We start from the raw sequence: 21,945 nt of genomic DNA, 5'->3' as shown, positions 1-21,945 counted from the left end.
GTTTCAATAGACTGCTGGCGAATTTAAAAATGGTTTCACCCCTCACCCCTAAAAATAGTGGCTCTGGACTAAATATTTAATTAACCATATAGCTATTAACTACCAAGAGCGAACCCAAATGCTGCATTCCAGATGTGAGAGGTAACACCCTCGGCGAATTAGCCAACAGTCTCTTTCAATCCCCGAAGCTCTCGCCGAATCCCTCACCCGCCGTTAATCAACGTTAGTATAGGATTTAGCGGCGATCGATACTACAATGCCATTAAACGCCGCATCGCTTCTGTCTGAAATGCTACACGATTTGGAAATAATGACAGATCCGTGGCAAGATTAAGGGAATGTTAAGTTATGCGACGCCTTCGCAAACAAGATTTCCCGCTGAAACTGTCCCCCTAACCCACCTTCCCCATTAGGAACCAACCCATCTATGATTCCCAACCATTCCTTCGCGGCTGACGAGCATTCTAGCAAACCCGACAAGCCCGAGGAAGCTTGTGGCGTTTTCGGTATCTACGCACCGGGTGAAGATGTCGCCAAGTTGACCTACTTCGGTTTGTATGCCTTGCAGCACCGGGGTCAGGAATCAGCAGGAATTGCCACCTTTGACGGTGAAAAAGTCCACCTGCACAAAGATATGGGACTGGTTTCCCAAGTCTTCAACGAATCGAGTTTAGGTCACTTGCCCGGTAACTTAGCCGTAGGACACACTCGCTACTCTACTACCGGCTCGTCGCGCGTGGTCAACGCTCAGCCTGTGGTTGTCGAAACTCGTTTGGGAAGTCTGGCATTAGCACATAACGGGAATCTTGTCAATACAAAAGAATTGCGGGAAGAATTGCTGTCTCGGAAGTGCGAGTTTGTCAGCACGACCGATTCAGAGGCGATCGCAGTGGCGATCGGTTCCGAGGTAGACAAGGGCAAAGACTGGCTGGAAGCAGCGATCAGTGCGTTTGCTATGTGCCAAGGAGCCTTTAGTTTGACGATCGCCACCCCCAAAGGCGTGATGGGAGTCCGCGACCCCCAGGGCGTCCGCCCGCTGGTAATTGGCATCCTCCCCACAACTCCGGTACGATACGTTTTAGCATCGGAAACTTGTGGCTTGGATATAATCGGTGCTGAGTTTTTGCGGGACGTAGAACCGGGGGAATTAGTTTGGATTACAGAGGAAGGTATGGCTTCCTTCCACTGGAGTCAGCAGCAGAAGCGCAAACTTTGCATCTTTGAAATGATCTATTTTGCTCGACCCGATAGCCAGATGGAAGGTGAAAGTTTATACAGCTACCGACTGCGGATCGGGCGTTTGTTGGCGGCAGAATCTCCGGCTGATGCTGATATAGTTATCGGCGTTCCCGATTCTGGAATCCCGGCGGCGATCGGCTTTTCTCAAGCTTCCGGCATTCCTTACGCCGAAGGATTGATTAAAAACCGCTACGTCGGGCGCACTTTTATTCAACCGACTCAGACAATGCGCGAGTCAGGAATCCGCATGAAACTCAACCCTCTCAAAGATGTGTTGGAAGGAAAGCGAGTAATTATTATCGACGATTCGATCGTGCGCGGTACTACCAGCCGGAAAATCGTCAAAGCCTTGCGGGATGCTGGCGCAACCGCAGTTCACATGAGAATTTCCTCGCCACCGGTGACACATCCTTGTTTCTACGGGATCGACACCGACAATCAAGATCAGTTGATTGCTGCTACTAAGTCAGTCGCAGAAATCGGCGCCCAAATTGGGGTAGATTCTTTGGCTTTCTTGAGTTGGGATGGAATGCTGAAGGCGACTAACGAAGACCCGATGAGTTTTTGTTCGGCCTGTTTCACTGGTGATTATCCGATCGACGTTCCAGAAATGGTAAAACGGTCTAAGCTCATATTAGAAAAAGCTGGAACCTAGAAAATCCAAAAGCGAGAAAGCGATCGCCCGTCACTTTCCGCGATTTATGGATTTTCAAGTTTTTCTGGTAAGTCATTGCCAGAATGTGTGTAGAAATGTTACATTAACTTAGCTTTAGCAATTCTTGCAGAATTGGTGAACTGTAGTGAACAGTCGCTTGGGTAGAACTTGTGTGAAACCCAACCCTCGGATTGGAGATTGGAGATTGGAGATTGGTGCTTGAATCTAAAATCGCCAATCTAAAATCGATGGTTTTTCCCTACACTCTCGTTCACAATTCCTGCTCGAAACGCTGTATGCTACCTGCAGACTGGAGGTAGTTCCTCCAGATGTCCACTCTCAGATTGAAGTCGCATTTCGCACCAACAACGGGCACATGAGATTTTTTCAGATAACAGGGTCGATCGCACTAATTTTTCCCACACAAGTATTCCACAAGCTAACTTGCTTGAGAATCGCGGACGGGCTAATCCTGCGAACTAAAGAACTTTAGAAACCCTTGCAGAGTAAAAATATGGCTCCTTGCAGGTTGAATGTTACCTCACCTGCATAGGGATACAGCCCCCCGACTCCTGTCCGGGAGAGCCAAAGAATTTAGATCTTAGTTTAAGCCCCCACATTCATCTGTGGAGTGAATCTAAAATCTAAAATCTAAAATCTAAAATCGATTGACTGTTACAAGGCGGAATGCGGTTTCTCAAGTCAGCTTAAATCGGAAACTTCGTGCAATCAAATACTGTTCTCAATCCCGCGAGCAATCAAGGCTCATCCTCTCGTACTGCAGAGTTACCTTTTACTCTTGCTGATATCAAGGCAGCCATTCCAGCCCACTGTTTTGAGCCCTCGGCATGGAAATCTCTGGCTTATTTCTTTTTAGATATTGGCATCATCGCAGGTTTGTATGCGATAGCCTACACCGTAGATTCCTGGCTCTTTTACCCAATCTTTTGGTTGATGCAGGGAACCATGTTTTGGGCATTATTTGTAGTTGGCCACGACTGCGGACACGGTTCATTTTCTAAGAGCAAATGGCTCAACAACCTGATCGGACACCTCTCCCACGCTCCAATTCTCGTGCCCTTCCACGGTTGGCGGATCAGTCACAGAACCCACCACGCAAATACAGGCAGCTTAGAGAACGATGAAAGCTGGTATCCGGTATCGGAGAGCAAATACAATCAAATGCCTTGGTACGAAAAGCTGGGACGCTTTTATTTGATGTTATTTGCCTACCCCATTTATCTATTTCGCCGATCGCCCGATCGAACTGGTTCTCACTTCATGCCCGGTAGCTCGCTTTTCCGTCCGTCCGAAAAATGGGATGTGTTGACGAGTTCCGCATCCTTGGTACTGATGGTAGGCTTTTTAGGCGCGCTAACATATCAGTTTGGTTGGCTGTTTTTACTCAAGTTCTACTTGGTTCCCTATGTAGTGTTCGTGATGTGGCTGGATTTGGTAACATTCCTCCACCACACAGAAGCCGATATTCCTTGGTATCGCGGTAAAGATTGGTCTTTCTTGAAAGGTGCATTGTCTACGATCGATCGCGACTACGGAATCATCAATTCCATCCATCACGATATCGGCACCCACGTAGCCCACCACATTTTCTCGACAATGCCGCACTATCACTTGAAGGAAGCAACGGAAGCCATCAAGCCAGTGTTGGGCGATTATTATCGCAAGTCAACCGAGCCAATTTGGAAGAGCTTTATTCGCTCTTACTGGGATTGTCATTTTGTCTCCGATACAGGTTCTGGAGTTTACTACGAATCACCTAACAGTCGGCGATCTGCTGAAGTTAAGTAGTTTAAATAAACAATAGAATACGTAAAAACTCGGCTTCTTAAAGAAACCGGGTTTTTCTTTTTTGCGCGTGTTTGATAATAAGATGTTCCACATCTGGAGGGGTGACAAGCCACCCCAAACCCAGAGGTCTCTTCTTTGTGGAACAGGCCGGAAAGCCTGTTACGAAAAAATATATCAGCCACTGGTTTTTAGCCCAAACATCCGGGATAGCCGACAGTTTTTTTATTTAAGGCTGCGATTTTTCCAAAGCTTGTATTACTACTTCAGCCTTTGCAGTCCAACCAATAATACCGCCTTGGGCGCGAATCATATCGATCGCACTCTGTTTAAATTCTGGAAAGTAGCTAGCTGTAGCATCCTCAACGAGTAAACATTCAAACCCCCGATCGTTAGCCTCACGCATAGTTGTTTGAACGCAAACCTCAGTCGTAACTCCAGTAAAAATTAGGTGAGTAATCGCTTTTTCACGAAGAATTAATTCCAAATTAGTGTGATAAAAAGCGCCCTTACCTGGTTTATTAATTACTATTTCATCAGGCTTAGGTGTCAATTCTGAGATAATTGAATTGCCAGGTTCACCCAAAATTAAAATTCGTCCCATTGGGCCTCGATCACCAATTTTTAGTTGACTTTGACCCCGCTTTTGCTTAGATAGAGGACAATCAGAAAGGTCAGGTTGATGACCTTCAATAGTGTGAACAATAGGGAGATGGCGATCGCGAAATGCCTCTAACAACTGCTTTACCGTTGGTACGATCACCTGTAATTGGCTGACATCATTGCCTAAAGCTTCACCAAATCCCCCAAGCTCCAAAAAATCTCGCTGCATATCGATGATAACCAAAGCCACCCCGCCAGAGACTGGCAGTTCATAATCATAAGGTTGGGCAGATATTAAGACCATAACGAGATAGGTTTTTCCCAAATTACTAGGACTATGCAGCCAGCTTGGCTCAAAACACTGTGATTACTGTTAGGGGGGTTAATAACAAAAGTTCCGGCTTGGTGTTCGCCATTTTGGTCAGTTTGCGACCCTGTTAGTACATAAATATGTTCAAAACCAGTATGGGTGTGCATTGGGACACTTGCTCCCGGCTGATACCGCAGTAGAGCCGCAGCCGAGCCACTTTCGTTGTCACCATAAAGTCGGTAGATTTCAACCCCATCACGAAATGGTTGCCAAGCCAACTCATTCTGCCATGTCGCAATATTAGGTAAATCCTTAAGGAGCAAAGTTTGCTTCAGTAATTCAGTCATAGATATTCCAAAATTGATTAATGTCCTGCCATGCTCTTACCGATCTGAACAAAATCTGCATCTGCGATCGCACTTTCATAAGTAAAATTCCCGCCACTAATTACCAAAACCCGATCGGACAACTTCAGCAGTTCATCTAAATCTTCGCTCACCAATAACACAGCTACTCCTCGGTTCCTCGCCTCAATAATCTGACCGTGAATATACTCCACAGCAGCAAAATCAAGACCAAAGCAAGGATTAGCGGCAATTAGTAACCTAATATGTTCGGAAGAGAGTTCCCGCGCTAACACTGTGCGCTGTACATTTCCCCCCGACAGATTACCTATAGGGGTATCTGGCGAAGGCGTTTTTATTTTGAAAGTATTAATTAAGCTCTTAGCCGCCTGTCTAATTGCTTTGAGGATGAGTAAGATACTTGCTTTAGCTTGAGGGGGGCGGTCAAACGTCCGCAGGGCTAAATTTTCTGCCACACTCATGTGTGGCACACAAGCATTATGAAGGGGTTCTTCTGGTAGGGCGAATACCTGATGTTTAAACATCTCGGCTCGTGTTGCTGTATAAACTTCGCCATTGACCAGCACATCTCCACCTGTAGCAGAACGCTGACCAGCCAACACCTCCACCAATTCCCGCTGACCATTGCCAGAGATACCTGCAATCCCAACAATTTCGCCACTGTGAACGGTGAGATTTACTCCTGTCAATACCTCCATACCGTTGTCTTTATTGGCATGAAGATTTTGGACTTGAAGGACAGGAGTAGTTGTTGGGGGGGCTGTCTTTTCAACTTGTGTTGGCTCACGCCTTTCACCCATCATCATTTCAGACATATCCGAGACAGTCAGATCCTTCACCAAACCCTGACCTGCAAACTTTCCTTTACGCAGCACCGTGATGCTATCGCAAAACGCCATCACTTCCCGGAATTTGTGACTGATAATTAACACGCTTAATCTTCCGGCAGTAACTTCTGCGCGCAGTAAACCTAAAACCTCATCGGCTTCCTGCGGAGTCAGCACCGAAGTAGGTTCGTCCAAAATCAAGATCCGACTCTGAAGATATATCTGTTTAAGAATTTCTAGCTTTTGTTTTTCCCCAGCAGCTAATTGAAATACCGGGGTATCTAGAGGAACTCGGAAAGGAGCAGTTTTCATAAAAGCCTTCAACCGATCGTACTCGGCTTTCCAGTTAATCAAATTAGGGCTATCAAAGCTGGACAAAACCAGATTTTCCGCTACAGTCATCGCAGGCACAGAGGTGAAGTGCTGGTAAACCATGCCAATGCCATACTTATGAGCATCGCGAGGACTTGCGATCGTCGTTTCCTGCTTATCAATCAAAACTTGACCAGAAGTAGGAGTATAGAAACCCATGACACATTTAACAAGGGTACTTTTGCCGGCTCCGTTCTCGCCCAGTAAAGCATGAAACGTCCCTGGTTTTAGCGGCATCGAGAAGTTATCAAGTGCAGTCATCGTGCCAAACCGCTTAGTCATGTTAACCACCTCTAGTTCGGGTGGTTGAATAAAATTTTGAATTGGGAATTGTGAGTTGTCAATTTCCAGTGCTGATTTTCGATCTATAGAATCAGTTACTTCCGTCATGTTTTTGTCTCTCCTGTAAAATTTCCCGCTTATCTGCTACTTATGAGATTTAAATTTTTAGTGAAAGCACAGGGCTCATTTCCATCTTTGAATTATTAATCTCACGTCTAGTAGTATCTGCCTTCTTATCTGCGTTCATCTGCGTTTATCTGTCTTCATCTGCGGTTAAAACTTAACCCCTGATTCCTACAGAAAAATTTTCACATCACTCTTACACAACCGATGCAGGGCAACATAATATAAATTGACTTTTTCCTCACAACTCATCGTTTAAAGCTTTGATAAATGCTTGTGAATTAGCAACGGTTCCAAACACTCCTCCCTGCATCTGGATCATCTTAAGTGCCGCCAAATGGTTGCCATAATCTGTTGCGCCTGTACAGTCAGATAAGAGCAAACATTCATAACCGCGATCGTTTGCATCTCGCATTGTGGTATGCACGCAGACATCGGTTGTAATGCCAGCCAAAACAATATTTTGAATGCCCTTACGTTTCAGTAACAGATCTAGATCCGTAGCATAAAACGAACCTTTTCCAGGCTTATCAATCACCGCTTCTCCAGGCAAAGGCGCGAGTTCTGGAATGATTTCCCATCCTGCTTCACCTCGAACTAGAATTCTGCCACAGGGGCCGGGGTCGCCAATCCCGGCGTTAATTTGGCGCGATCGCCACTGCTTGTTTTCTGGTAAATCTGCTAAGTCGGGGCGGTGTCCTTCGCGGGTGTGCATGATATGGAAGTGCTTCGCCCGTGCGACTTCTAAAACTTGCTTGATTGGCTCAATAGGAGCGCGAGTCAGTGACAAGTCGTAGCCCATCTTATCAACATATCCACCAATGCCACAGAAATCAATTTGCATATCAATTATCAGCAGCACCGTATTTTCTGGGCGCAAATCGCCATTGTAAGGATAAGGATATGGTTCAGCTTCTACAAAACGTCCCATGTTTATCTTCCTTGCTATAAATTCCTGTTTTACGTGTTAGTTCCTAAAGATCCAGGGGCGCCTGTCAAAGTTCGTTTCGGCGAACAAGTAATAATCATGATCGCCAGCGTCAGGATGTAGGGCGAAGCATTGAATAAGTAGTAATAGGAATCGACCCCTACTGATTGCAAAGCGGGGCCGATCGCCTGTGCTCCCCCAAATAGCAACGAGGCGTATAAGCACTGAACTGGATTCCAACGGGCGAAAATTACCAGCGCTACCGCCATGAGTCCTTGACCGCTAGAGATGCGTTCTGTCCAACTACCGGGATAGTAAAGGGATAAATAAGCACCACCAATTCCAGCTAAGAAACTGCCCGCGATAATGCAGAGCATACGAACTTTATTAATGGAGATTCCCATTGCTTTGGCAGCATCGGGACTATCCCCAACTGCACGAATAAATAACCCCCAGCGAGTTGATTTAAAGAACCACTGCATTAGAGGGGCGATCGCTACACCTAACAAAAATAGGGGACAAATTTGTAGCGCTGATTGCACCGGAGGCAGATGACTCCAAGCACCCAGAGGTAAACTAGGCAACTGGGTGGCACTTGGTTGAATAAAAGGTTTGCCAAAAAAGAAAGCAATGCCGCTACCAAAAATAATCATGGCGATGCCTACGGCAATGTCGTTTACTTTTGGTTGTATGCACAGCCAAGCGTGGATACAACCTAGTACCATGCCCGCTAGACCAGCGGCTAAAACACCTAACCAAGGCGATCCAGTCTGATAAGAAATAGCATAGGCACTCATCGCACCCGTTAACAGTGTCCCTTCTAAGCCCAAATTAATCTTGCCGCTTTTTTCAGTCAGGCATTCGCCCAAACTGACGAACAAAAATGGAGCGCTACCCCGCAAAGTTCCTGCTAAAATACCTAAAGGTACTCCCCACCAACCTAATACTTCTGCTGCCATTGTGGATTCCTCCGATTTGAGATTTTGGCTTAACGTATTGCTTAGACAGTGGCTACTGATGGCTGCTCGCTAGAAGGTGGCTGCTGAGGGCGATCGATTGACTGTTCTTTGAAAAATGGCAAACGTCCGTAGAGCGATTCGCTATACAGAACTACCAAAAAGACCAACCCTTGGAACACTAAAACCGTTGCATCGGGCAGTCCATGTGCTCGTTGCAAGATGCCACCACTAGCAAGAATGCCGCCAAGCAGAATTGCCACAATAGTGGCAGCAAGAGGGTTGTGTCGAGCAATGAATGCGACTAAGATACCGCTGTAGCCATAGTTAGCATTAAGTGATTCGTTAGCTCGACCGTGCACGGCTGCGACTTCCACCATGCCTGCCAAACCCGCACAAGAGCCAGCTAAGAAACAGATTGCCATTGTCAACTTGCCGACAGGAAGTCCGGCAATTCTAGCAGCGCGGATGTTACCTCCTGCTGTTCTAGCTGCAAAGCCAAAGGTAGTGCGCTGGATCAGGAAATAGGCGATCGCACAAGCAACCAACCCATAAATTAGACCGTAATGAACGCGGGTTCCTGGAATATTCCCTAACATATTCAGATCAGGAATCGGGTAACTAGAAATTTTATTGACACTGCTGGGGTCACGCATCACACCGCCGACTAAATGATTCAGCAGGGCGATCGCAATATAGTTCAACAACAAGCTGCTAATTGTCTCATTCACTGCCCGGTAATAGCGCAAAGCTCCCACTGCACCAATCCACACACCTCCACAGACAATTCCTGCGATCGCCATTGCAATTTGGACTAACGTCGGCGGTGCAGAAGATAAAGCCAGTCCAGTGGCTACAGCCCCCAGACCCCCAACTACTAAAGCGCCTTCGTTGCCGATAATCACCAACCCCAAACGGGCAGGTAAAGCCGTGCACAAGGAACTCAACATCAACGGTGCAGCCCTGATCAGGGTGTTTTGGAATGAATGCCAACTGCCAAACGCTGCTTTGTAGATTGAGGCATAGACAGCAAAGGGATTAGATCCAGCCGCAGCACAAAAAATTCCAAATAATACCAATGAGAAGAGGATGGCGGCGATCGGGATAGAAACCGCTTCCAAAGTTGTACGCCAGTTTTGACGGTTAATCATCATCAGAATAAAAGATGAATTACTAAGAAAATGATGAGTGTTGAATTAAAAACTTCCTTGTATAGCGGTTGCCGACGGGCCTGAAATACTTTCTTAGCGAAAGGAAGGGGTATGTAGGAACAAACCTGCTCGCCCCTACTAAGCTAATCAGCGTTTAAGTTGTCCGCTATACAATTTTGAATGCACATCAGCTAATTAACTCGAAACTTTGCCGATGACGCCTGATGCCAGCCAATTCATCTTTTCTAGTTCTGCGTCTTGCTGCTTGTAATCCTTGCCTTGAGCAATCACAACTTTCCCGGTGTTATCTTTTATTTCCCCCTTATAAATGACCATACTGCCATCTTGAAACTTACTCTTAGCAGCATCAGCATCCTTTTTCGCTTCGGCCGTTACGGCGCTACCGTAGGGCGACAGCTTCAAAAAACCATCCTTCAAGCCACCGCGTACTAAATGGGGAATGCCTCCGTTCATCAGCGTCTTGCCAGCATTAAGCATTTCAGCATACTTAGAATAGACATTCGTCCAGTCCCACTCGGCACCTGTTAAATATCCTTTGGGCGCAAGTTGGGCTTGACTCGCATGGTAGCCAGTACAGAAAATGCCTCGTTTCTCAGCCGTTTCCATCACTACTTTGGGGCTATCTACGTGACAGGTAATTACATCAACACCCTGGTCAGCCATACTATTAGCAGCATCAGCTTCTTTAACAGGCAAAGACCAATCTCCTGTAAAAATCACCTGGGTTGTAACTTCTGGCTTAACACTGCGTGCCCCCAAGGTAAAGCTATTGATATTGCGTAATACTTGCGGTATGGGTTTAGCAGCAATAAATCCTAATTTTCCGGTTTTAGAGGCGTGGGCGGCAACAATGCCTGCTACGTACTCACCCTCATCAATGTAGCCAAAATAGCTGCCAACGTTATTTGGATGTTTACCTTCTTGATAAAGTCCACCGCAGTGGAAGAATTGTACTTCCGGGTAATCCTTTGCCAGTTTCAGAATATGCGGGTCAAAGTACCCGAAGGACGTAGGGAACAGAACCGTTGCCCCATCCTGTTCAATCATGTTCCTCATGGTTTCTTGTACCGATGTAGTTTCAGGAACATTTGCTTCCTCTACGGTTTTTACCCAGGCTAATTTTGAAACCCCAGCGTTCCCTTCTGCTTGGGCTTGATTGTAGCCGTAGTCATCTTTGGGACCAACATAAATAAATCCCATCACAATTGGCTTATCTTTGCCAGATGATGTGGCTTGAACCTCTTTAGCAGGACTACATCCAGTCCAAAGGCGCGATGTGACTGCAAACGCTGTAGTAGATAAAATCCCACGAATTACTTGACGCCGAGGTATAAACAATGACTTTTTGGTACTCATTCTCTATGTTCTCACTAAAAGTCTTTAAGAGGAATTCATAGCTAAGCTGTAACGCTTATACTTGCTGGGAATTGCTAGATACATTCACGCTACATTTGCCAGCTTTTAGTCTATCTATTCAACAATGAGATTAAATGCGTTAATAAGTATCTACATTCACATCACATCGTGAATTTAATGAAAAAGATACATGGTAAACCAAAACTAATTCTAATATAAAATTAGTTTTTGCTGGAAAGGTTCTTTTAGGAAAGTCTAATCCCCTAAAAATTAATGATGTTTATCTTATCCCAATTACTTTTAGTGGTAAGTTTTTTTATAAAAACTTAATAATATTCGCTAAATTGTCTCCCAAAAAGTTCGCTACAAACAAAATTAAATAATAATGTTCACCACAAACAAAAAATATTTTTTGAGTTCGGGCACGCAACTAGCTTTTTAGTCTTGGACGCAACGTAAAAATAAGTCGCGGCTGAATCAAAAACAATAGAAATCGATGTTACAAAATCCGAAAAACAGTCATTGATTTCTATTGACAGTCAATAATCCGAGCAAGTTTTATGAGGACTGAAGTCTTCACTACCAACTCTATAACGGTTCTTGTACCGGAGATGTTGCACCATTATCAATAAGCTTTTTATGAACAGGTTTTTCGGCCTGTTCCACAAAGACTGAATTTTCTTGTGGAACAAGCCGAAAAGCCTGTTAAGCGAGAATGGTGGAAGATGTGAGTTGTACCGGAGATAATATTACAGATTGCCTTTAAGCCCGATCGCCGTGACAATAGTCCACGCATCTACCAACAGCAGCAGCAGCGTACATCCCAGCAAAATAAGATACATCCAGGGCTGCGACAAAGGGCGGACATCTGTAGTATCAATGCCTGTTTTTGCTTCTACCAAACCGACTAATTTAGCAAATCCAGCCACTCGCATGGGCAACAAATAACCTTCACCCGAATGACTCAAAAAATAGTAAACTAAACCTCCTTGACCGGTCGATCGAGGTTTGAGAGCTTTTACCTCAGTCCAAGGTAGCGACCAACCCTTGCGAAAAAAACGCGGAAACCACTTGGGATATGTGACTTCAATCCCTTCCTCGCTCAAAATTACCCTTTCACTGAGCACGCCGTACAGGCCCACAGCCCCGACAACTATTGCCGCCCAGAGTGCCGCCGGGGGAACCGGTGCTTTGGTTACTTCCGACAAAAACGGCAATGGAATTGTCAGGGCTGTGTACAAGCTCAACAGCGTGATTCTAATCAGGGGAGAAAGCCGGAATACCGCCGGCTCAAATACTGGGGCAGAAGATGGGGAAGAGGCAAGAGGTTGTGCTGACATGGCTGAAATTCGAGAAGCTGTTTAAGGATATTTTTGCACAGCTTTTGGGCCCGCCAACCAAACTCAGGGAAATAGGAAAAACCGGACAATCTTTGCAGTCGGGAGTTTTGATCTAAAATTCATTTCACAAACTTTGATTCTTAAGTGTTGAGTTTTTACCACTTTGCTGAAGTTGGAATTTTGAGCGCGGAGTTATCAATTAACTGACAATTTATAACTCAAAACTCACAACTCCGATTAATCGACGGCGGTTAGGGCCGGTACAGTCAGAGGTTCTGAGATTTCTCGCGATTTGGGGCGGCCGGTCATGATTGTTCGATCGCCCTGAACTGCCTCTGGCGATCTGCTAGGATTGACGTTTGAATAGGGGCCTTCGTTAATCTGCAAGCGATCGCAAGGAATTTTATCCGACAAAATTGCACTGGCCATCATCCCGGTGTGAATTTCTAATGCTGCAGCCGGCATCGCTTCAAACACTAAGCGCTGTCCGGGAAACACCACTCGTTCAAAGTACCAGTTAGGAATGTTGGCGATGCGAGCAATTTGAATCTGACTGGTGGCGTTGACGTAGCAGCACAGAATCTTGCTGTCGGTGTCTGAGGGTACGGGGTCAAGAATTTGAGCCATAACTGCTGAGGGAGCCTTGCCTAAAAGTTTTAGTTATCTTCTCAGGCTAACACTAGGTGATCCCGCCTACTGTAAAGCCGACTACCAACTCCCTAATACATGAGAGACCGATCGAACTTAAATTAAAATCTAACCGGATAAATATCGGCTTTTTGACTTCCCGCTGGGATTTTCTGTCAAAATAAGCTGTATTGACTTAAAAATTAGCTTTTTTCTGCTGCTGTCGCCGATCGACACCAACAAGCTCGGCCTTGAACCAAATAGAAAAATTTAAGAATATTTAATGTCAAATTGCGAAAATTAGACATATTGTAAAGTTATATTAAAAGAATATTAACATAGCTGAAAAAGTTCCACTTTAGGATATGGCAATCATGGAAAACCGAGAAAACCGAGTGCTGTACGTTCGCCTCCCTTGCAATCCTATTTTCCCGATCGGAGTTGTGTATCTTTCGGATCACGTACACAAGCTGTTTCCCGATGTCGAACAGCGCATTTTCGATTTAGGTGCCGTACCCCCCCTGGATTTCGCTAAAGCTTTAGATGCCAGCATAGACGAGTTTAAGCCGACTCTGCTGGTTTTCTCTTGGCGGGACATTCAAATTTATGCACCCGTGGGCGGCAGAGGCGGCAATCCGCTGCAAAATGCCTTCGAGTTTTACTACGCCAAAAATCCGCTGATCAAGTTCCGGGGAGCCCTCGGAGGACTGCGTTTAGCCGCGTCTTACTACACCGAACTCTGGCGCAATTTGGGACTGATTAAGCGCGGATTGAAGCGGGCCCGGAAATACCGCCCCGAAGCTCGTGCAGTGGTCGGAGGCGGTGCTGTGAGCGTGTTTTACGAGCAGTTGGGACGCAGTTTGCCGGTGGGGACTGTGGTTTCGGTGGGGGAAGGCGAAGCTTTGCTGGAGAAGTTGATTAAGGGCGAAGATTTGGCCGAAGAAAGATGTTATGTGGTGGGAGAAACCGTGCCGCGCGCGAGACTAATTCACGAAAAGCCAGCCAACATTGAGAAAACTGCTTGCGACTATAACTACATCGAAACGATTTGGCCGGAATTTTCCTATTATCTACAGGATATGGACTTCTACGTGGGAGTGCAAACCAAGCGCGGCTGTCCTCACAATTGCTGTTACTGCATTTATACGGTGATTGAAGGGAAACAAGTGCGGATCAATCCGGCGGATGAGGTGGTGGCGGAGATTCGGCAATTGTACGATCGAGGTATCCGCAATTTCTGGTTTACCGACGCTCAATTTATCCCGGCACGCAAATTCATCGATGATGCAGTTGAATTATTGCAAAAAATCATCGCCGCCGGCATGACTGACATCCACTGGGCCGCTTACATCCGTGCGGATAATCTCACACCCGAATTGTGCGATTTGATGGTAAAAACGGGGATGAATTACTTTGAAATCGGCATCACCAGCGGTTCCCAGGAACTGGTTCGCAAAATGCGGATGGGCTACAACTTGCGAGTAGTTTTGGAAAATTGCCGCGATTTAAAAGCAGCCGGTTACAACGATGTGGTTTCCGTTAATTACTCGTTTAACGTCATTGATGAAACCTTTGAAACCATCCGGCAAACTATTGCTTATCACCGAGAATTAGAGCGAATTTTCGGAGCAGATAAAGTAGAACCAGCTATCTTCTTTATCGGGTTGCAGCCGCACACAATTTTGGAAGAATACGCCTTTAAAAAGGATATTCTGCAACCTGGTTACGATCCGATGAGTTTGATGCCTTGGACAGCGCGCAAGTTGCTGTGGAATCCCGAACCTTTGGGTTCGTTTTTCGGGCAAATTTGTTTAGAAGCTTGGCAGCGTAATTCCAATGATTTCGGCCGCGAAGTGATGGCTATTTTGGAGGAAAAACTCGGTCGTGCGGATTTGGAAGAAGCATTAACCGCGCCTGTGGAAATTAAAGACAAACAGTTGGCAGCAGTTAATTAATTACCAGCTTGGCAGTCAGGACGAAGGTTATTTAAAAAATGGGAAATGGGAGGAAAAATGTATCTTCTGTTTCCCTTTTTTTATTCACTAAATAGGTAAGCGCAAATAAACATTACCGTGTAATATCAAATCCGCCCTTCATCGTCCTGTATTCATCTCTCTGTTCTCTGACTCTGCGTTCTCTGCGTTCTCTGCGGTTTAATCATTCCAATGCAACCGGAATTGATATAAAAGAGTCCGTTCGCGATCGCCTGGGGGGCGAGAAACCAGGTTTCTAAGAAAATCAAAGGTTTAGTAACGAGAAATATATGAAGAAACCCGGTTTCTCAGATCAGAGGGAACAAGTCATAAAATCTTAAAAATGTCCTAAATGCAAGAGATTGCTTTCCGGCGATCGCATTGACATACTTATGTATTTTCACTGGTGTAGGGTGCATAGTTCGCACCTTACTTAAACCGACGGTGTACCGTGTTCCTTACACCTCTCACCTTTGACATTAAATATTATTAATATCCAGCAAAGATCGCTTAAGATGTAATTATATAGTTAAAACCAGGAGTGACAAGATGTTTGATAAAGATAGAGTTAAGGGCATTAAAGCAGTAGTTCTAGTTATGGCAGGCATTAGTGCGATCTGCTTTTTAACTGCCTCAGCAGAAGCAACTCCACTAAATCAACCTATTGACCCAGTTCGGGCAATCGCACCCAACACTTTGGGCAATAATCAACCGCTGCAAATTGCTCAAGTTGAGGGATGTCCGAGGGCCGAAATGGTGCAATTCTTCGCAACGCCCAACTTTTCTATATACATTTGCAAAACCCAGGAAGGCGATATTTTTTACCGCGGCCTCAGTAAAATAAATGGCACCCAAATCAATGTCATGCAAGTAACTACAGGTGACGACGGAACTTATGAAGCGACTAACGGCAATATTATCTATTCGATTAACCCCCAACGCCTACAAGTCCGGCAGAATGGTAAGGTAATCTTGACCGAAGCTGTAATTAAGTAACACTAACTGTTATTTAATGATAAATTCACTAGATTTAGGGTGTATTTTATTTAAGTTAAAAATTAAAGAGTCGCAAAAACCTATTGATTCCTTCATAAGCTGTTGTGCATTTAAATTACTCTATGTTGAGGGCGGGCATCCTCCCCCCCACAAGAGCCAAGATTTATTTTACTATGCAATTGAAATGCGGATTAGCTTAATCAAAGAGAATCCGTGGTAACGCTTATAAAATTGACTAACTTTTGTTCAAATACCTCTGAATCAGGACGATCGCCACAATATCGTCCACTGGCCTCGGTGGCGTCCGCATTCCCTCGGGAATCAAGCGCGAAAGTCCCGTCGGAGGGTACATTTGCCAGTAGCGTTCCCTCGCTTCTAAACTGCTGTACCTCTCGTCCACCTGAACAATTTTGAGCGCAGGCGACAAACTCTGCGCCAGTTTTTGTTTCCAACTCTTAGAAGTCGTTTGATCTCCGATTACCAATAACTCAATAGGAAACTGTTCGCACAAAGATTGAATAGTAGATATCGCTGCTTCTGACTGCACAACTTGATGGTAGCAGACCTTCTTATCTCTACCCATTACAGCTATGCCGCATTTGTCTTTACCTGGATCGAAACCTAAAATCATAGCCAGTTACCTATTATTAATTACCAAATTTATTTTTTAACTTTCAAATCTCCTGGGCCGGCTTTTTGTTGTCCGGTGCGGAAAACAACGACTCCGTTTTCAAGAGCCACTAAATCTATTTTAAGCGGGCCGGCGATGTAAGTGACATCTGCGGCGATCGCCTGAACATCCAGCGGTTTCTCGTACTGCTGCAACCGCTCGATAAAACCAGCTAAAGTTTCAATCTCATTGTCGGCCACTTGAACTCTACCGCCGACAACGCCGATCAGGCGAGCGCGAAATTGACAAGCTTCTATCAATTGCAGCAACTGCTGCCGCACCTGTTCGTCGGTCAAAGCCACCGGATCGACAGCAACCCCTGCAATCACATCTCCAGCGCGGAAAACCACTCGATTGATTTCTGCTTCTGCAAATACCTTAATTAGCTTTTCTTCCCGCAGGTAATTAGCGCCGGCGACAATCCGCACCACGTAATCTTGACCGTCTTTCACCTGACTAATTAGTTGATCGATTTCTGCTTTAGTAATTTGAATAACCTGGTTCCTAACCTTGGTATTTTCCGGCTGCATCAGTCCGACGGTGGTTTTATTTGCTTCTTGCAAAAGCCGATCAATCGCGCGACTCGCCATACCGGGTTCAATAATGCGAACCACGCCAGCAGCTAAAATTTGACCGCGCCTGATGGCAACTGTACCCTCGCGGATTGCCTGAAAATCGCGTTCCAAAACTTGCACTTGCTGCTGCAATAAAGTTTGTTGCTGTTCGAGTTGAGATTGTTGCTGTGCCAAGGTTTCTAGGAGTGCTTCCCTCTCGGCAATTACTTTGTCGCGCTCGACAATAGTTCGATCGCGCTCGGCGAGATTTTGCATCCGCTGAGCAATTTCCTTGTCTCGCTGGGCAATTAGTTCGTTGCGATCGACAATTTCTGCGTCTCGTCTGGCAATTTCTCTCTCTCGCTTGGCAATTTCTTGATCGCGCTGGGCAATTTGAGTTTTTACCTGCTCTCGCTGCTCGATTAACTCTTGGCGCTCTTCTTGCAGTTGGGCGATTTCCGAGCCTAAAGTCGTTTTTTGAGCAGAAACTGTTTTCAATTGGTTCTCGGTGCGATCGAGCTGAGCTTGTGTAGTCGATCGGATCGTTTCAACCAGTTTCAATTGTTCTTCGGTGCGGGATTTAGCGGCTTCCACGCTGCTGAGCTGTTCTTCTGTCTTAGATTTAGCCGCTTCTACCTGACTTAACTGCTGTTCAGTTTTAGACTTGGCTGCTTGCACGCTGTTGAGCTGGGCCCGCAGCGAGTTTAATTTTGTTTGCGTCCGAGCTTGCTCAGCATTAGCTGCTTGGAGGGATTGATTAATTTGCTCTAAATTGGCTCTAGCTTGCGCTTGAGCGGCTCTGGCTTGAGCTAATTCAGTTTCAACTCGATTTTTTTCTTGAGTGGCTTGGTTGATTTCTCGGCGGGCGTTGTTGAGCCTTTTTTGAATCTCGTCTATTCTAAAAACTCCTGTTCGCAGCGGCTTGCTAGTAGCAAACAAAATGCCCAGAGTCAGTGCTGACAAGATGCTGCCAGCCATCACTGTCACAACAACAGCAGTATCGCGGGGGCGAAGTTTGAACAAGCTCAACCTTGCCTTGCCGACTTTCGTCCCAAGGCGATCGCTGACAGTGGCGATCACACCCCCTAACACTAAAATTACAAATACCAGGATGTATCCAGCAGTCATTCCGATTTTAGATTTTGGATTTTGGATTTTGGATTGAATCTAAAATCCAAAATCCAAAATCCTATACTTTCTCGGCATCAAGTGAATTGCTGGCTTAGGGCCACCGGGTTGTGGACTGTGATCTTTTTCTTGTGGATCGAGATCATGGTTTCTTGTCTGAGATCCCCGAGCAAACGAGTCACAGTTACCCGCGTCGAGCCGATCGCTTCGGCGATCGCCTGGTGGGACAGCTTCAAATCAATCGTAATCCCCTCTGTACCGGGCACGCCAAAATCCCGGCACAGAATCAGCAAAAAGCTGACGAGTCTCGAACCCATATCTCGGTGCGCCAGCGTTTCAATCATCATCTCGGTTTGCAAAATCCGAGACGACAGTCCCCGCAGCATCACCATCGACAGTTCCGGGTCTTCCTTGAGCGCTTTCTCGACTTGTTCGATCGGCAGCGAGATCAATTCCACCGGCGTAAAGGCTACCGCGTGGTAAAACCTGTCCGATCGGTGTCCCGTAATCAGAGACAGCACCCCAAATACGCTATTTTCGCGCAGGAGGGCGACTGTAATTTCTTCACCTGCTTCGTACACCCTGGAGAGCTTCACAGCACCTCTAATGAGAACGTAGACGCGCTCAGCCGGGTCTCCAGGGAAAAAAATTGTCTTGCCCCGTTCAAAGGTTTCCACAATGGGTGGAAACGCCCCGCCGCTGATTTGGCGGAACACGGCTGCTAGCGGTCTATCATGCGTCACGACTAGATCCTTTGTACTAATCAATACTTTATAACTTGCCGATTAACCTTATTGAGTAAATATACTGCCCAACCTCCAATATCTAGGGATTCTGTTACTTCCATCTAATGTTAAGGTAAACACACGCTGTATGATTAAATCTAGCCCTTCTCTTAACTTTTTCAATTCCGCCCCCATGTAGTTCCACAGCAAAATTAATATCAATTGTGTCTCAATAGTGTCTCAATTGTATCTGAATCAGTTAAATCTGAATCAGTTGTGTCTAAACTGGCGGGGTTGTCGCATAGAGCCAATGAGAACGGTGCAAGTTGCTTCTAGAAGAAATACAGATGATAGATTTGACCGGAAAAAATGCTCTTGTTACGGGCATTGCCAACAATCGCTCGATCGCCTGGGGCATCGCTCAGCAGCTCCACAAAGCTGGGGCCAACCTCGGCATAACTTATTTGAAGGACGAGAAAGGCAAGCACGAGCGCAAAGTCGCTGAACTGGTGGAACCGCTCAATCCCAGTCTGTATTTGCCCTGCAATGTCCAAGACGAGAGCGAAATTGAGTCTACTTTTCAAACCATCGCCGACAAGTGGGGCAAGTTAGATGTCCTGATCCACTGTCTGGCTTTTGCCGGCAAGGACGAACTTTCGGGAGACTTCACCAACACTTCGCGCCAAGGTTTCTCCAATGCTTTGGATATTAGCGCTTATTCGCTGGTGCGGCTTTGTGCTGCTGCTAAACCCCTGATGGCCGAGGGCGGCAGTATTGTGACGCTGACTTATTTGGGCGGCGTCCGGGTAGTTCCTAATTATAATGTGATGGGAATTGCTAAGGCGGCTTTGGAAATGAATGTTCGTTATCTGGCTGCTGAACTCGGCCCGTTAAATATTCGGGTAAATGCGATTTCTTCTGGCCCGATTCGGACTCTGGCTTCGTCAGCAGTTGGCGGTATTCTGGACATGATCCACCACGTTGAGGAAGTGGCGCCGCTGCGGCGGACGGTGACTCAGCAGGAAGTGGGAAATGCTGCGGCTTTTCTGTGCAGCAATCTCGCTAGCGGGATTACGGGTCAAGTTTTGTATGTCGATGCAGGTTACGAAATCATGGGAATGTAACAGTTGTCGAGAATTTTGAGTTATGTAGGGGCGGGTTTAGACAATAAACTTTAACTTTAACAAGTAAGTTTTATCTCGCATCTTCTTGCACCATTTTCAAGAACCTGTAGGGGCGGGTTCACCAAAAACTTTCTCCGGTGACAGACAGGTTAAATAAACCCGCCCCCACCCACCAAAAATCCCTTGATTGACATTGGTGTCTGATATCAGTTGCATGGAGAACCAGCCCCTCGCTTGAGACTCAACACTAAAAAAATCCCATCCTCAAATTACTAATTATCAATAACTAATGAATGACCAATTGCGAATTATGGAGATAATCGATCGCCCTTCTCTTCCTCCTGCAAATTCAGTTCAACCAGCTAGGGCCGCCTTGGTGAAACGCACGACACTGGAAACGGATGTCACGGCTAGCCTCAATCTCGACGGTGTGGGAACTTGCAAGGCGTCTACGGGGATTCCGTTTTTAGACCATATGTTGCACCAGATTGCTTCTCACGGATTGATCGATTTGGACGTGCAGGCGATCGGGGATTTGGAGATTGACGATCACCACACGAACGAAGATGTGGGAATTACCTTGGGCCAGGCCCTAGCAAAAGCTGTCGGGGATCGATCGGGCATTTCTCGCTTCGGACATTTCATCGCACCTTTGGATGAAGCTTTAATTGAAGTAGTGCTAGACTTTTCGGGAAGGCCTCACTTAAGTTACGGCTTGGAAATTCCCAATCAGCGGATCGGCACTTACGATACCGAATTAGTGAGAGAGTTTTTTTCGGCGGTGGTGAACCACACTCAGATGACACTGCACATTCGACAGTTGCAGGGCGGCAATTCTCATCACATTGTAGAAGCGGCGTTTAAGGCATTTGCGCGAGCTCTGCGGATGGCGGTAGAAATCGATCCGCGGCGCGCCAGTCGGATTCCGAGTTCTAAAGGAGTTTTGTAGTTCGGGGTTTGTAGTAGCGTTTGGGCGCTACTACGAACCTGTCAATCAAAATATATCTGCTATATAGTTAAAAACGCCTTGACTTCCCTCGCCGTACTTTCCGATAAATTCAGCGATGATTCGATCGCTACACCTTTCTATAGCTTCATCAATAGAACTTTGCGCTAAAACTTGACTAGCTGACTGACGCAACACTTCAAACAGATTCACAGTATAGCGAGTATCTTCACTGACAAAATCCCACAGTTCTCGACCTATTAAAGTGATCATTTCCGAATTTGGCAAAATTTGCTTCAGCAAACCAAGTGTTACAGTTTTATTCGTTCTTTTACCGTAAGCTATACCAATATAAGCGCGATCGCCCTCCTGAATTTTTTCCTCAATTTTGGCAGCCCAATATACTATCTGGTCTTTATCCATATCATTCGGGCCGCTTTTTACCTGTATCCAGCATTTCTCGCCATCACTGGTAGTTTTAATTGCGTCCCATCCTGACTTGGCGGGTGGACTTTCTGCACTTTCAGAGCAAGATATCAAGAGTTTTTGAATAAAAAATCCCATTGAAGTGACAATAGACCTAGTAGCAGTCATATAAACATTGAGCCTGACCACTTCTTCGGGAGTGTCCAGATTTAACGCCCTAATTAAAAATGGGTTGGGATAAATTTTCCCTAAAGTCAAATTTTCAACCATAACTAGCTGTCGCCCAGTAAAATCTCGACAAATGCTGGCTAAAAAATTTTCAGCGATAGTAAGTTGCAGCGACAGCTTGCCTGAAGATATAAATGCTAAGTAGGTCGGCGCAAAAAAACCGAACTATGTTAAGATAAGTAAACAAAAAGAATATATCTACTGAGGTAACTCA

Annotated in this window: 19 protein-coding genes; 6 read left to right on the top strand and 13 right to left on the bottom strand. The window is 45.8% G+C overall.

Annotation, left to right across the window (positions count from 1 at the left end):
• Positions 1-427 precede the first annotated feature (427 nt).
• Positions 428-1,894 carry an amidophosphoribosyltransferase gene (gene purF, locus QUA83_RS20710; protein WP_333203556.1) on the top strand — a complete coding sequence of 489 codons (1,467 nt, stop codon included), beginning with the start codon at positions 428-430 and terminating at the stop codon, positions 1,892-1,894.
• A 723-nt stretch (positions 1,895-2,617) separates the two neighbouring features.
• Complete coding sequence (locus QUA83_RS20705) at positions 2,618-3,703, top strand: DUF3474 domain-containing protein (protein WP_333295486.1); 1,086 nt, start codon at positions 2,618-2,620, stop codon at positions 3,701-3,703.
• 226 nt (positions 3,704-3,929) lie between these two features.
• Here the strand turns inward: QUA83_RS20705 and QUA83_RS20700 are convergent, their stop codons facing one another.
• The 9 genes from QUA83_RS20700 to QUA83_RS20660 form a co-directional block, all read right to left on the bottom strand.
• Entirely contained in the window at positions 3,930-4,607 is a 678-nt protein-coding gene (locus QUA83_RS20700; protein ID WP_333295484.1) for a cysteine hydrolase, read from the bottom strand.
• Complete coding sequence (locus QUA83_RS20695; protein ID WP_333295482.1) at positions 4,598-4,960, bottom strand: cupin domain-containing protein; 363 nt, start codon at positions 4,958-4,960, stop codon at positions 4,598-4,600. Before QUA83_RS20695 ends, QUA83_RS20700 begins: the two co-directional genes overlap by 10 nt.
• Positions 4,961-4,977: 17 nt before the next feature.
• The gene (locus QUA83_RS20690) at positions 4,978-6,567 is read right to left on the bottom strand and encodes an ABC transporter ATP-binding protein (RefSeq protein WP_333295480.1); all 1,590 of its coding nucleotides are present in this window, start codon (positions 6,565-6,567) and stop codon (positions 4,978-4,980) included.
• A gap of 256 nt (positions 6,568-6,823) precedes the next feature.
• The gene (biuH, locus tag QUA83_RS20685) at positions 6,824-7,513 is read right to left on the bottom strand and encodes a biuret amidohydrolase (RefSeq protein WP_333295479.1); all 690 of its coding nucleotides are present in this window, start codon (positions 7,511-7,513) and stop codon (positions 6,824-6,826) included.
• A 29-nt stretch (positions 7,514-7,542) separates the two neighbouring features.
• Positions 7,543-8,469 (bottom strand): ABC transporter permease, encoded by a 927-nt coding sequence (locus QUA83_RS20680; RefSeq protein WP_333156411.1) that lies wholly within the window; start codon positions 8,467-8,469, stop codon positions 7,543-7,545.
• 41 nt (positions 8,470-8,510) lie between these two features.
• Positions 8,511-9,620: an ABC transporter permease gene (locus QUA83_RS20675; RefSeq protein ID WP_333295476.1), complete on the bottom strand. Its 1,110-nt coding sequence runs from the start codon at positions 9,618-9,620 to the stop codon at positions 8,511-8,513.
• Between the two features lie 192 nt (positions 9,621-9,812).
• Positions 9,813-10,994 (bottom strand): BMP family ABC transporter substrate-binding protein, encoded by a 1,182-nt coding sequence (locus QUA83_RS20670; RefSeq protein WP_333295474.1) that lies wholly within the window; start codon positions 10,992-10,994, stop codon positions 9,813-9,815.
• Positions 10,995-11,743: 749 nt separating this feature from the next.
• A complete protein-coding gene (locus QUA83_RS20665; RefSeq protein ID WP_333295473.1) occupies positions 11,744-12,334 on the bottom strand; it encodes a hypothetical protein in 591 nt (196 codons plus the stop codon).
• Between the two features lie 237 nt (positions 12,335-12,571).
• Positions 12,572-12,961: a DUF1830 domain-containing protein gene (locus tag QUA83_RS20660; protein ID WP_333295471.1), complete on the bottom strand. Its 390-nt coding sequence runs from the start codon at positions 12,959-12,961 to the stop codon at positions 12,572-12,574.
• A gap of 374 nt (positions 12,962-13,335) precedes the next feature.
• Here QUA83_RS20660 and QUA83_RS20655 point away from each other — a divergent pair, with 374 nt between their 5' ends.
• Both QUA83_RS20655 and QUA83_RS20650 read left to right on the top strand, forming a co-directional pair.
• Positions 13,336-14,916 (top strand): photosystem II high light acclimation radical SAM protein, encoded by a 1,581-nt coding sequence (locus QUA83_RS20655; protein WP_333295469.1) that lies wholly within the window; start codon positions 13,336-13,338, stop codon positions 14,914-14,916.
• Between the two features lie 567 nt (positions 14,917-15,483).
• Positions 15,484-15,930: a hypothetical protein gene (locus tag QUA83_RS20650; RefSeq protein ID WP_333295467.1), complete on the top strand. Its 447-nt coding sequence runs from the start codon at positions 15,484-15,486 to the stop codon at positions 15,928-15,930.
• 235 nt (positions 15,931-16,165) lie between these two features.
• Here the strand turns inward: QUA83_RS20650 and QUA83_RS20645 are convergent, their stop codons facing one another.
• The 3 genes from QUA83_RS20645 to ntcA form a co-directional block, all read right to left on the bottom strand.
• Positions 16,166-16,561 (bottom strand): pre-16S rRNA-processing nuclease YqgF, encoded by a 396-nt coding sequence (locus QUA83_RS20645; RefSeq protein WP_333295465.1) that lies wholly within the window; start codon positions 16,559-16,561, stop codon positions 16,166-16,168.
• Positions 16,562-16,590: 29 nt separating this feature from the next.
• On the bottom strand, positions 16,591-18,282 hold the full coding sequence (locus tag QUA83_RS20640; protein ID WP_333295464.1) for a DUF3084 domain-containing protein: 1,692 nt from the start codon (positions 18,280-18,282) through the stop codon (positions 16,591-16,593).
• Positions 18,283-18,359: 77 nt separating this feature from the next.
• Positions 18,360-19,025: a global nitrogen regulator NtcA gene (ntcA, locus tag QUA83_RS20635; RefSeq protein WP_006634020.1), complete on the bottom strand. Its 666-nt coding sequence runs from the start codon at positions 19,023-19,025 to the stop codon at positions 18,360-18,362.
• Between the two features lie 329 nt (positions 19,026-19,354).
• Between ntcA and fabI the strand changes: the two genes are divergently transcribed.
• Both fabI and hisB read left to right on the top strand, forming a co-directional pair.
• Positions 19,355-20,131 (top strand): enoyl-ACP reductase FabI, encoded by a 777-nt coding sequence (gene fabI, locus QUA83_RS20630; protein ID WP_006634022.1) that lies wholly within the window; start codon positions 19,355-19,357, stop codon positions 20,129-20,131.
• Between the two features lie 310 nt (positions 20,132-20,441).
• Positions 20,442-21,080: an imidazoleglycerol-phosphate dehydratase HisB gene (hisB, locus tag QUA83_RS20625; RefSeq protein WP_333295506.1), complete on the top strand. Its 639-nt coding sequence runs from the start codon at positions 20,442-20,444 to the stop codon at positions 21,078-21,080.
• Positions 21,081-21,125: 45 nt separating this feature from the next.
• Here the strand turns inward: hisB and QUA83_RS20620 are convergent, their stop codons facing one another.
• Positions 21,126-21,830, bottom strand: coding sequence for a PmeII family type II restriction endonuclease (locus QUA83_RS20620; protein WP_333295505.1), 705 nt, complete (start codon positions 21,828-21,830; stop codon positions 21,126-21,128).
• Positions 21,831-21,945: the final 115 nt, after the last annotated feature.

This window comes from Microcoleus sp. K1-B1, from assembly GCF_036704705.1.
GTDB lineage: Bacteria > Cyanobacteriota > Cyanobacteriia > Cyanobacteriales > Microcoleaceae > Microcoleus.
Note: the sequence above shows the minus strand (reverse complement) of the source record. Positions and strands in the feature narration are given on the sequence as shown.